The sequence below is a fragment of the Luteibacter sp. 9133 genome (genome assembly GCF_000800155.1).
GTDB classification, from domain to species: Bacteria; Pseudomonadota; Gammaproteobacteria; order Xanthomonadales; family Rhodanobacteraceae; genus Luteibacter; species Luteibacter mycovicinus.
In genome coordinates this window covers 341,930-354,136 of record NZ_JUHO01000001.1, presented here as the reverse complement: position 1 = coordinate 354,136, position 12,207 = coordinate 341,930, and the positions used below count along the sequence as shown (strand labels likewise).

10 protein-coding genes, 1 pseudogene and 1 riboswitch are annotated in these 12,207 nt (G+C 65.4%); of the genes and pseudogenes, 2 read left to right on the top strand and 9 right to left on the bottom strand.

Features of this window, described 5'->3' with window-relative positions; genetic code table 11:
• Positions 1-7 precede the first annotated feature (7 nt).
• The 9 genes and pseudogenes from FA87_RS01300 to FA87_RS01265 all read right to left on the bottom strand — a co-directional run bounded on the left by FA87_RS01300 (position 8) and on the right by FA87_RS01265 (position 10,855).
• Positions 8-1,297, bottom strand: a complete 1,290-nt coding sequence (locus tag FA87_RS01300; protein ID WP_043691854.1) for a cobyrinate a,c-diamide synthase — start codon at positions 1,295-1,297, stop codon at positions 8-10.
• Positions 1,294-1,896 (bottom strand): cob(I)yrinic acid a,c-diamide adenosyltransferase, encoded by a 603-nt coding sequence (cobO, locus tag FA87_RS01295; RefSeq protein ID WP_043691851.1) that lies wholly within the window; start codon positions 1,894-1,896, stop codon positions 1,294-1,296. The genes FA87_RS01300 and cobO overlap by 4 nt, the downstream gene beginning before the upstream one ends.
• Before the next feature lie 26 nt (positions 1,897-1,922).
• Positions 1,923-2,504 (bottom strand): hypothetical protein, encoded by a 582-nt coding sequence (locus FA87_RS01290; RefSeq protein WP_043691849.1) that lies wholly within the window; start codon positions 2,502-2,504, stop codon positions 1,923-1,925.
• Between the two features lie 28 nt (positions 2,505-2,532).
• Positions 2,533-4,410: a TonB-dependent vitamin B12 receptor gene (gene btuB / locus FA87_RS01285; protein ID WP_043691847.1), complete on the bottom strand. Its 1,878-nt coding sequence runs from the start codon at positions 4,408-4,410 to the stop codon at positions 2,533-2,535.
• A 122-nt stretch (positions 4,411-4,532) separates the two neighbouring features.
• Positions 4,533-4,768, bottom strand: a riboswitch (cobalamin riboswitch).
• 23 nt (positions 4,769-4,791) lie between these two features.
• Positions 4,792-5,868, bottom strand: a pseudogene (locus tag FA87_RS01280) (acyltransferase); the annotation flags it as partial.
• A 243-nt stretch (positions 5,869-6,111) separates the two neighbouring features.
• Positions 6,112-6,591: a hypothetical protein gene (locus tag FA87_RS01275; protein WP_043691844.1), complete on the bottom strand. Its 480-nt coding sequence runs from the start codon at positions 6,589-6,591 to the stop codon at positions 6,112-6,114.
• Between the two features lie 118 nt (positions 6,592-6,709).
• Entirely contained in the window at positions 6,710-9,337 is a 2,628-nt protein-coding gene (gene mgtA / locus FA87_RS01270) for a magnesium-translocating P-type ATPase (protein WP_043691842.1), read from the bottom strand.
• A 159-nt stretch (positions 9,338-9,496) separates the two neighbouring features.
• Positions 9,497-9,670: a hypothetical protein gene (locus tag FA87_RS20595; protein WP_156108810.1), complete on the bottom strand. Its 174-nt coding sequence runs from the start codon at positions 9,668-9,670 to the stop codon at positions 9,497-9,499.
• 276 nt (positions 9,671-9,946) lie between these two features.
• On the bottom strand, positions 9,947-10,855 hold the full coding sequence (locus FA87_RS01265) for a LysR substrate-binding domain-containing protein (protein WP_036116481.1): 909 nt from the start codon (positions 10,853-10,855) through the stop codon (positions 9,947-9,949).
• A 120-nt stretch (positions 10,856-10,975) separates the two neighbouring features.
• Here FA87_RS01265 and FA87_RS01260 point away from each other — a divergent pair, with 120 nt between their 5' ends.
• Together FA87_RS01260 and FA87_RS01255 are read left to right on the top strand one after the other, a co-directional pair.
• The gene (locus FA87_RS01260) at positions 10,976-11,173 is read left to right on the top strand and encodes a hypothetical protein (protein ID WP_036116483.1); all 198 of its coding nucleotides are present in this window, start codon (positions 10,976-10,978) and stop codon (positions 11,171-11,173) included.
• Between the two features lie 64 nt (positions 11,174-11,237).
• Positions 11,238-12,185 (top strand): aldo/keto reductase, encoded by a 948-nt coding sequence (locus tag FA87_RS01255; RefSeq protein ID WP_043691839.1) that lies wholly within the window; start codon positions 11,238-11,240, stop codon positions 12,183-12,185.
• Positions 12,186-12,207: the final 22 nt, after the last annotated feature.

The following is a 12,207-nucleotide window of genomic DNA, read 5'->3' as shown; positions in this document are numbered from 1 at the left end:
GCGGTGGTCACAGCAGGAAAAGACGCAGCGCGGCGTCGATATTCGATGGGAAATAAAAGTGCACGAAGCTGGCGGTCATGCGCCCACGGCGGTAGACCGCCTCGGCGGTGGGCCCGCCATTCGGGTTGCTCGCCACCGCCAGAGCCGTGGCGGCGATCGTCGCCTTCGCATAGTGAAACGAATGACCGCGCAGGATCCCTTCGGGCAGGTCCACCGACTGCATGCCGAGCGCCGCCATGCGCGGCTGCATCGTCGCGTCTCCGGCGATCAGCCCCGCCATGCCGGCTGCATGGCCATGCGTGTCGGTAAGCCGGTCGAGGGCATAGAGCAGACCGCCGCACTCCGCCAGCAGGGGGCGTCCGGCATCGACATGCGCGTGCAGATCGCGGCGCAGATCGTCACGGCTCGTCAGCGTGTCGAGGTGCAATTCGGGGTAGCCCCCCGGAAGCCAGATCGCATCGCATGGGGGCAAGGCGTCACCCGCCAGCGGACTGAAGAAGATCAGCTCCGCGCCGGCGTCACGCAGCACGTCGAGATTGGCCGGGTACACGAAAGCGAATGCTTCGTCGCAGGCGATGGCGATGCGGCGGCCGTCCAGCCGCCGCGTGGAATGTCGGTCGACCGGTGGCTGGAAAACGACCGGGGGTGGCAGCTGGCCCACCGCCTCGGCGGGCAACGCGTCGGCCAGCGCATCCAGCCGCGCGTCGAGATCCGCCAGCTCCGCGGCGGACACGAGGCCGAGATGCCGCTCCGGCAGACCCATGGCCGCATCGCGCGGGAGCGCGCCGTACCAGGTAAGCGCAGGCGGCAAACTCTCGCGCAGCAAGGTGGCGTGATACGCGCTGCCAACACGGTTGGCGATCACGCCGTGCACGATGAGCCCGTCGCGATAACTGGCCAGTCCATGCGCCAGCGCACCGAAGGTCTGCGCCATGGCACTGCCATCGATCACGGCAAGGACGGGCAAACCGAACCGCTGGGCCAGATCCGCGCTCGACGGGCGCCCGTCGAACAGCCCCATCACGCCCTCGATGAGGATCAGGTCCGCCTCCTCCGCCGCGGCATGGAGTCGCGCGCGAACGTCGTCTTCGCCACCCATCCAGGTGTCGAGCTGGTAAACCGGAGCGCCGGATGCGCGCTGGAGGATCATCGGGTCGAGAAAATCGGGTCCGGTCTTGAAGACGCGGACCCGGCGGCCGGCACGCGCATGCGCACGCGCCAGCGCCGCCGTCACACTGGTCTTGCCCTGCCCCGACGCAGGTGCCGAGACCAGCAGCGCGGGACACGAACGGCTCACAGTTCCACGCCCTTCTGCGCGCGGATACCCGCCTGATAGGCGTGTTTCACCACGCGCATCTCGGTCACGGTATCCGCCAGTTCGACGAGCGCATCCGGCGCGCCACGGCCCGTGATCACCACATGCTGTCGTTCGGGCCGCGCCCGGCAGGCGTCGAGCACGCGATCGAGCGGGATGTATTGCTTCACCAGCGCGATGTTCAGCTCGTCTAGCAGGATGAAATCGTATGCCGGGTCGGCGAGCATGCGCTCGGCGACATCCCACGCGGCCATGGCCGCCGCGATGTCGCGCGCCTTGTCCTGTGTCTCCCACGTATAGCCTTCGCCCATCACGTGGTAATCGAGCGGACCGTCTTCGTACATGCGGAAGAATGCCTCCTCGCCGGTGGAAAAACTGCCCTTGATGAACTGGACGACGCCACAACGAAAGCCATGGCCGAGCGACCGCGCCAGCATACCGAATCCGGACGAGCTCTTTCCCTTGCCGTTGCCGGTGTTGACCACGAGCACGCCGCGATCGATGGTCGCTTTCGCGATACGTCGGTCGATCAGCTCCTTCTTCCGGCGCATGCGGTCGCGATGACGAGCCTCCTCGTCCATTTCACTCCATGGCGTGGTGTCGCCGCTCATGCGTGAGTGGTACGGGCGTCCCGTGCCCGCGGTGCGAAGCGCCAGACCGCCGCCTGGACCACCTGAGCCACCAGCACATACGCCGCGGCGGCATGCACGAAGAGCGGCGCCCATTGCATGAAGCGCTGGACGTACTGGGTCATGTTGGTATCGGTGTAACGGCCACCCAGCCAGTAGAACGCACCATTGGATATGGCGTACGAGACCGTGGCGCAGACCAGCAATGCCGCGAAAACCATCGCATGCGATGCCAGTGAACCGTCGAAACGCGGTGCCACCAGGCGGCCGCCGTACCAGAGCACGGCGTACGCCAGCGGCATGAACGAATAGGCCACCGTGATGCAGAAGTCGCTCACGCCCGCGTAGCTGATCGAAACCCAGTCGATCAGCACGGCCAGGACGACGAAGGCGACGAAGGCCAGGTGCTTTCGCAGGTAGATACCCCCGAGGAAGAACAACGCCATCGACGCGTCGGGAAGATGCAGTACATCGCCGAAGTGATGAAAACGCGTGGCGATCATGATCAGCGCGAACCATGCCGACATGGCGACAAACAACGGACGTGACAGGGGTTTCATCGGGTCGTACCTCGTACGGGGGGACGGATTACGAGCGGGGCTGGTAACGGAACGTGAGCATGTAGTTGCGACCCAGCTGATTGAAGTAACGCGCGGTCTCGTAGTGGCGATCGAAGACATTCTTGCCGGCCAGCTCCACCGACCACGCCGGCGCGAAGGCGTACGCGATGCGCAGATCGGTCAGCGCGTAGCCACCCAGCCGGTGCAGGTTGGTCGAGTCGTCATAGCGATAGCCCGAGGCGAACACACTGGCACCGACGCTCAGCGCGCCGAACGAGCGGTCGACGTCGATATTCGCGGTACGGCGGGCACGTCGTGGCAACAGGTTGCCCTTGCTGTCGTCGTCGCTATCGTCTTCCGGCTGCAGCCACGTCGCGTTACCCGAGAGGTGCCAGTCGGCGACGGTGGTGTCGGCTGCCAGCTCCACGCCACGGATCCGTGCGCGGTCGATATTGTTCGCGCCACCAAACGGGAACAGCGGACCGGTCAGGCTCGAGTCGAAGACGATCAGGTTGTCGATGTGATTCTGGAAGGCATTGATCGACCAGTTACCCCACGTGGGCGTACCGCGCAGCCCCAGCTCCCAGTTGCGGGAAGTTTCCGGGCGGAGGTCCGGATTGCCGTAGTCGGGGTAGTACAGGTCGTTGAACGTCGGTGCCTTGAACGCGGTGCCGTAGCTGCCGGTGACACGCAGGTCCTTCGTCAGCATGTAGCCGTACTGCAGGCTGCCGGTGGTCTTGCCGCCGAACTGGCTGTTCTCGTCACGGCGCAGACTGGCCTGGATCGAGCTGTCGCCGAATGCCTGCAGCCACTGGCCGAAAATCGCGTGATTGCGACGCGCATCGACGAAGTAGTCGGTGCTGCCGACGACGCGATCGCGCTGCCAGTCGTAACCGAGCGTGGTCTGGCCTGCGTCCCCACCGACGTGACCGAGGTCCGCCTGCACCGAGGCGACGTCGCGATGCGTGTTGAACGTATCGGCGTAGACGCCGTTCTCGTAGTCGGTCGAGAAGTCACCGCTGCGACCGAGGTTGAGGGTGAATTTCACGTCCTTCGACGGCGTATAGCGCAGACGGCCGCCAACGACCTGCGTCGACGAGTCGGCGAAGTTGCTGCTGGTGCCGTCGTAATGGTTGGCGCCTTCGGTGCGCATGGCATTGACGTCGGCGTCCCACTGCTCGTCGAAGCGCCATCCGCCCTTCAGCGACAGCGCATTGTTGCGGTAACCGTCCTTGTCCGGCTCGTAGGTGTAGCAACCGCCGCCGCCCGGGCTGGGGCGGCCGCGGCATGCGTTGATGCCGTCGGTCTGGTCGTGGTTCGCTTCCACCGCGTACCAGCCGTTGGCGCCGCGTCCGCTGAAGCCGGCCGAGCCGCGCAAGGTGTCGTAGCTGCCGCCGCCGACGGAGAAGTTCGGCACGAAGCTGCCTTCCGGACGACGGGTGAAGATCTGGATGACGCCGCCCAGCGCGTCCGAGCCATAGAGACTGGAGAACGGGCCACGGACGATTTCGATGCGCTCGATCTGGTCGACCGGAATATCCTGGAAGGCCGCCGTACCGGAGGTCGCTGAACCCACCTTCACGCCATCGATCAGCACCAGCACGTGGTCGGACTCGGTGCCGCGCATGAAGACGGAGGTCGACTTGCCCGGGCCGCCGTTATTGGCGATGGACACACCGGGCGTCGCACGCAGCAGGTCGGCCAGCGAGCGCGGCTGCAGCCGCTCGATCCCGGCACGGTCGATCACCGTGGAGGCGGACAGCACCTGCGCCTGGGTCTGCTCGGTCCGGCTCGCGGTGACCACGACCTTGTCGAGGTCAGTGGAGGTGTCATCGGCGAAGGCCGCGGCGGGAACGAGGCATGCCATCGCGATGGCGACCGCGAGGGTGGAAATACGAAGCGACACGTGGTGACTCCTGCACTACCGCGCCCATCCGCGCGGCATGAATGGCGAGAGACAGGGAGACGGTAGCGGGGATCGCCGATGGCGGAAGGCCGGCCGGCCACCCTCGACATGGCCCTCCGCCTGTCCGGTGTTACCTCGAAGGCCGGTCTCCGGGCTTGCGAGCGCAGGGAGAATCCCTGCCGGTCGGCGCCTTCCCATGCCTTTCGGGGCACAGTGGCTTCATGCAGACCTTTGGCTCGCCTACCGTTGCGGGGGCAGCTCCGGAATGACGCGGACCTCGTGGATCGCGCGGGTCACCGGATTCCCGTTTCAATCCCCGGCTGCGACGCCGGGAATCACCTTGGGCGGCGGTAGTGTATCCGAAGCATGAACGCGGCGGTCGCGCCAGCGCAGGAACGGGCGCTCGACACCATAGTGAAGCAGCGCACCGCCAGCCAGGGTCGCGGACGCATAGATGGCGAAACGGACGAAGCGATGACCGGCCAGACCGTCACCGAGCAGCCCCTCCGTCAGATGAAAAACGCCTTTGTGGCAGAGATAGAGGCTGTACGAAGCGGCGGCCAGCCATCCGGCACCGGGCACCCGCAGCCTTGCGAAGACGGTCGGGCCGCTGAAGGCGGCGACGAAGCCACCCATCGCCAGCGACAGCAGGGGGTAGCCGATGACGCAGGGCCAGAACAGGGGGCGTGCACCGTCGAAAAGGACCAGACAGACGCCAAGGAGAACGGTGGCGGCGCCGAGCACCCAGCCCGCGCGCGCATGGATCCATGCCATCCACTGCGGGCGATACACCCCGCACGCCGCCAGGGCGACACCGGCGACGAGCCCATCAAGGCGCGACCACGTGGGGTAATAGAGGTAACGGAGGTAGACCAGTCCCGCACCGATGTCCGTATCGCGAGCCGGTCCCAGCAAATCGGACCACAGCCATGCCCGCAACAGGAGGCCGCCGGCGACCACCGCGACGCATACGGTGATGAACTTCCACAGAGCGGGTTTGCGCGTCAGCGCGAAGGCCAGCAAGGGAAAGACGAGATAGAAGTGTTCTTCCACGCATAGCGACCACACGTGGGAGAACGCATAGTTGTCGCCGTTGTCGAACAACAGGTTGAAGGTGAACGTCGGAAATTGCCACAACGGCTGCATACCCGGCGTTTCTCGCCATGCCGGCCATAACGCATACATCGCCAGCACGACGATGAACGCAGGAAATATCCGTACGAAACGGCGCCGGTAGAAGCCAGGGAAATCGAGTCTTCCGGTGGTCTTCAGGGACTTCAGCACCTGCGTGCCGATGAGGTAGCCGCTCAGCACGAAGAACAGGTCGACGCCCATCCACCCCGACCATTCCAGCTTGCTGAAGCCATCGCCGAGGCCGCCGACCAGATAGCTGTGAAACAACATCACCCAGGCGATGGCAATCGCGCGCAGCGTGTCGAGGCCGGGTGTGCGGTTCATGCGTGGGATCCCCTGGGTGTCACGTCAATGTGCGTGCGCGTCCGGGCGGATGCGCGGCGCGTTTATGGCGATTCGCGGGCGCGCTCATTGCCCGCGATGCAACGCGGCGAGCAGGGCATCGATATAGGTACGACTTGCGCGCCAGCAGGGCTGCCCCCTGCAACGACAAGAAGCCGCCGGCGCCGCTTCCGCGGAGCCGGCGGCCCGGGTCGTACCAAGCCTTCCCGGTATAGCCCGATGGGATCAGAGGCAGCCGACGAGGCTGTCGTAAACGGAATTGCGGGACCCGGGGAGCTTGGCGTTGAGGGCGTCGTCCGCCTTCATGGCCTCGTAGAACTGTTCCACCAGCATGTCCTTCGGCAGACGGATCTTGCACTTGTACAGCTTGCCGGCGGCCTGCACGGCACCGGACTTGGTGACCACCGAAGCGGTGGTCCCGGCAAAGGTCCACACGCACTGCTTCATGCTGCTTTTGGTCGCGTCGACCGAACAGGTCAGCTGCATAGGGCGGAGGTTGTGAAACTCGCCTTCGCAGAAGGTGTCGCCGCAGATCTTGTCGAAGCCACCGTTGAGCGTGGCTTCGACACCGGCGAAACGGTCGAGGCCGGCTTCCGCGGTCGGCCAGTTGACGATGTCGACGTACCGATCGGCGGCGGGCGGCGTCTGGGCGAAAGCCGCCAGCGGCAGGACGAGAAGAGCGGCAGCGAGGGTGTTTCGAAGCATCGTTGTGACTCCGTGGTTGAGGAGCACACATGACACCGTGTTCGGCGCGGCGGGTCTGTCCCGCCGCGCCCAGGGCACATCGTAGCGTTCGGGCGACGCGTCCTGTGGGACGCGATCCCTACAGCCAGTGGCCGTAGCGCTTGATGTAGATCGTCTTCATCACCTGGGTCAGCACACAGTAGGACGCCAGGGTGAGCGCCAGCCAGGCGAAGTAGATGCCCGGCAGCGGCTGCATGCCGATGCGCGCACCGATCGCCGTGTACGGAATGAACATGCCGATGATCATGATCGCGACGGTCAGCGCCAGTACCGGCGCCGATGCGACGCTCTGCAGGAACGGGATGCGTCGCGTGCGGATCATGTGCACGACCAGCGTCTGCGAAAGCAGACCCTCGATGAACCAGCCGGACTGGAACAGCGACTGGTGAGCGACATCGTTCGCCCCGAAGTAATGCCACATCAGCCAGAACGTCGTGATGTCGAACACCGAGCTGACCGGACCGATCCACACCATGAAACGACCGATATCGCCCGCGTCCCACTTACGCGGCACACGCAGGTATTCCTCGTCCATGCGGTCGAACGGGATGGACAGCTGCGACAGGTCGTACAGCAGGTTCTGCACCAGGATCTGCAGCGGCAGCATCGGCAGGAACGGCAGGAACGCGCTCGCCACCAGCACGCTGAACACGTTGCCGAAGTTGGAGCTGGCGGTCATCTTGATGTATTTCATGATGTTGCCGAAGGTGATACGCCCTTCGATCACACCCTCTTCCAGCACCATCAGGTTCTTTTCGAGCAGGATGATGTCCGCCGACTCCTTGGCGATATCGGTCGCCGTATCGACCGAGATGCCCACGTCAGCGTCGCGCAGTGCCGGCGCGTCGTTGATGCCGTCGCCGAGGAAGCCCACCGTGTGACCACGGCGCTGCAGCGCCTTGACCACGCGCGCCTTCTGCACGGGCGACATCTTGGCGAAGACCGTGGTGCGCTCGACCATCGCGTCGAGAGCATCGTCGTCGAGCTGCTCGATATCGCGGCCCAGGACGGACTCCTGCACATCGAGACCGACCTCGGTGCAGATCTTGCGCGTCACCGCCTCGTTGTCGCCGGTGATGACCTTCACCGCCACGCCGTGGTGGTTCAGCGCGCGAATGGCGGTCGCCGCGGAGTCCTTCGGCGGATCGAGGAACGCGAGGCAGCCGACAGCCGTGAGGCCCGCTTCGTCCGCCACGCCATAAGCGCGGTCGCCGGTGGGATCGCGACGCACGGCGACGATCAGCACGCGGAGCCCGTCCTCGTTGAGGCGATTTGTCATGGCGCGGATCTCGGCGCGCTTCTCCGAGGTCATCGGCTCCGTGACGTCACCGATGCGGGCCTCGCTGCAGATCGCCAGCATCTCTTCCACGGCGCCCTTGCAGACCAGCAACTGCTCGCCCTGCCCGTCCGCCACCACCACCGACATGCGGCGGCGCTGGAAGTCGAACGGAATCTCGTCGACAACGTGGAAGCGACGTGCCACCGGCTCGAGGTCGCGGTGGGCCAGCACGGCCTTGTCCATCAGGTTGCGCAGGCCGGTCTGGAAGCGGCTGTTGAGGTAGCCGTATTCCAGCGCGTCGTCGGAGTCGTCGCCGTTGAGGTCGACGTGACGCTCGAGCACGATCTTGTCGAGCGTCAGGGTGCCGGTCTTGTCCGTGCACAGCACGTCCATGGCACCGAAGTTCTGGATCGCGTTGAGGCGCTTCACCACCACCTTGCGCTTCGACATGGCGATGGCGCCCTTGCCGAGGTTGGCGGTGACGATCAGCGGCAGCATTTCAGGGGTCAGGCCCACGGCGACCGACAGGCCGAACATGAAGGCGCCCAGCCAGTCGTGCTTGTCGAAGCCGTTGATCAGGAAAACGACCGGCACCATGACCGCCATGAAGCGAATCAGCAGCCAGCTCACCGAGGAGATACCGCGGTCGAAGCTGGTCTGCACGCGCTCGCCCGAGAGCGTGTGCGCCAGCGAGCCCAGGTAGGTGCGCGCCCCCGTGGCCATCACCACGGCGGTCGCGGTGCCGGACACCACGTTGGTGCCCATGTAGCAGACGGTGGGCAGGTCGAGCGGACCGTTGGCGTCGCTGGCGAGAGTGGCGCCGGCCGCGGGCGCGACTTTCTCGACGGGGATGGACTCACCGGTCAGGATCGCCTGGCTGATGAACAGGTCCTTGGCCGCCAACAGGCGGAGATCGGCGGGCACCATGTCGCCCGCCCCGAGATGAACGATGTCACCGACGACGAGTTCCTCGACCGGCACCTCGATACGCTCGGCGTGGCCGTCCTCGGCGCGGCGGGTCACCGTGGAGGTATTGCGGACCATAGCCTTGAGCCGCTCGGCGGCCTGCGACGAGCGAAACTCCTGGGTGAACGACAGCAGCACGCTGATGCCGACCATCACGCCGATGATGATCGGCCCGGTGTAGTCGTCCTCGGTGAACAGCTGCACGACCGCGAGCACGAGCAGCACGATGATGAACGGGTTGCGAAAGGCATGCAGCAGCTGGATCGACCAGTGCGGCGGCTTCTCGTGGCCCACCTCGTTGATCCCGTCGCGGTCGAGCCGCTCGGCGATGGCCTCTTCATCCAGGCCGTCCGGCCGGGAATGCAGCGCGCGCAGCAACTCGTCCGCCGGACGGTAGGCGTCCGCGGCGACGGTGGTGAAGGTCTTGGCGGCGACGGCCGCCTGCGAGGTGTGCTTCTTCATGACTCGCTGCCTTTCCGGACGCGGTGTCCGGCAGGGCGCGGGCGGCTCTCAGCGCTTAGCTGAAGGCGTGCGCGCCGGCGCGGAGCCGACGTTCGGTGTTCCGGGTAAACGTGAGGAACGGCGTAAGCCGCGCCGTAGTGTCTATGTCGCTGTTCATCGTTACGGGAGTTTGACGTCAGCCGGTTTCGCCTGGCTTTCCGCAAGTTCCAGCGGACGCGGCACGGTGATCGTGCGCTTGGCCGGGGCGGAGGCAGCGCCACGACGGCGGGCGAGAGCAAAAGCGAGACGGCGACCGAACATGCGCGGGCCGGTCTTTTCGATCTGGAGATTCATGGCTCAATCCTCGGATAGCGGAAGCTCACGGCTTCCGACCGGGGAGAGCCGGACTTTCCCTAGCGGAGGAAAGCGCCGGCCGACCGGGTACGGTCGCCGTAGGCGTTGTTGTTTGCCAGCGCCGGGACCCGATGCGTGCGGGAGCCGGCGCGTCGACTAGGGTAGACGTCCATATGCCTGGGTAAGCTAAGAAGGGTGCCAGCCGAACCTGAGACGGCTCGGTAGCCGGGCAATTGTCGCGCCGCAGCGAAGATCGGTCAAGGGGTGGCGACGTTCCTACGCCGGTAGCGGGGCGGCGTCGGTGATTCGGGCCTCATACTCACGCGCCTCGCCCAACAACCATTCGCGGAAGCGCCCTACGCCACTGTGTGACTCGGACCGCTTCGGATACACGAGGTAATACGCTTCCGCCACGCGCAGCCGCTCCTTGCACAACACGGTCAGCGCGCCGCACTCGATCAGCGACCGCGCCATGACCAGACGTCCAAGCGCGACGCCCATGCCTTCGAGCACCGCGCGCTGCAGGTGCTCGGTATTGTCGAAGCGGGCGACATATCGGGAAGGCAGTGGCATGCCGAACGCCTCGGCCCAGTCGTTCCATCGACCCGACGGATCGCCCAGCAGCGGCCAGCCTGCCAGCGACACGTCCGGCAGGCCGCCCATCTTGCGCACCAGCGAAGGACTGGCGATCGGAACGATGTACTCGCCGAACAGACGATCCGACTTCGTACGCGGCCATGACCCGAGCCCGTAGCGGAACGCCACGTCGATCGCCGGCTCGCGATCGAAATCGACCACCGAGACGGATGACGAGAGGCTGAGCTCCAGTTCGGGATGCGCGCCCACCAGTTTCGGCAGACGCGGTACGAGCCAGCTCGAGGCCACGGAAGGCATCACGCTGAGCGTCACGGCGTCCTCGTGGCGACTCTCATAACGATTGAGCGCGTGCTCGATTCCCTCGAAATGATGGCCGATCGCATCGAGCAGATGGGCGCCATCCGCCGTGAGGGTCACGCCGCGCGGACCCCGGTCGAACAGCGACCGCCCGAGACGCTCCTCCAGATTGCGGATCTGATGGCTCAACGCACTGACCGTGAGGTTCAGCTGTTCCGCGGCGCGCGACAGCTTGCCCGTGCGGGCGACCAGGACGAACCCCTGAAGCAGACCGAGCGGGAGGCGGGACATGTGAATTTTCCTCAAGGCCGGGTTGCAAACATATCGCTTTTTGGCGTCTTGCGGAACGGGCACCCTTTAGCTCACTGATAGTCGCAAGGGGTTGCGACTCCACCGCACGGGAGCACTCTCATGGCATCGATCTTCACCGGCCTCGCCTTCATGCACGGTCACATCGTGGACCGCGATCTGGTCATGCGCCTGGGTCGCGATGAGCCGACGCCGCAGGCAGGTGCAGGGGCCCCGGCGCCGGTCGCCCGTCCGCGAAAGGAATGGCCCCGAACCGTCGACGCAACCGCGGTGCACGCCGCGTGCCCCACCTGCTGCTGACCGACACATCACGTGAACCTTGCGTGCTTCACCATGGGGGTTTCCGCCCACATCGGAGAGACGCATGAAGCATCGTCAACTGGGACGCTCGTCCCTGCAGGTCGCGCCACTGGCGTTCGGTGGCAACGTGTTCGGCTGGAGTGCGGACGAAGCGCGCTCGTTCGAACTGCTGGACGCGTTCGTCGATCACGGGCTCAACCTGATCGACACGGCGGACGTCTATTCGCGCTGGGTCGAGGGTAACGAAGGGGGCGAGTCGGAAGCCATCATCGGCCGCTGGCTGAAACAGTCGGGCAAGCGTGACAAGGTGCTGATAGCGACCAAGGTGGCCAAATGGGACCGCTATCCCGGCCTGTCGCCGATCAACATCAGGGAGGCGGTGGAGGATTCGCTGCGTCGGCTTCAGACCGATCACATCGATCTGTATCAGGCGCATGAAGACGATCCGAAGGTGCCGCTGGAGGAAACCCTACGCGCGTTCGACGACCTCGTGCAGGCGGGCAAGGTACGCGTCATCGGCGCATCCAATTTCGAAGCGGCGCGCCTGGACGATGCATTGAAGACGAGCGAGGAAAAAGGCCTTTCACGCTACGAATCGCTGCAGCCCGAATACAACCTGATGGATCGCGCGGGGTTCGAAAGCGCTCTGCAACCGCTCTGCGTCAGGGAGCGCGTTGGAGTGATCAGCTACTACTCGCTGGCCAGCGGGTTCCTCAGCGGCAAGTACCGCAGCGAAGCGGATCTGGGCAAGAGCAAGGCACGCGGCGGCAAGGTCAAGGCTTACCTCAACGACCGGGGCTATCGCGTCCTTGCCGCGCTGGATCAGGTTGCCGAAGCCCACAGCGCAAAGCCCGCGCAGGTGGCGCTCGCCTGGGTGATGGCGCAGCCTTCCATTGCTGCCGCCATTGCCAGCGCAACGACGGTGGAGCAGTTGGCGGAACTGGCGAAGGCCGCGGAGCTCACGCTGTCCAGCGAGCAGCTGGACGCACTGAAGCAGGCGTCGGATAGCTGAGGTCTGGCGATCAGTGACTGCC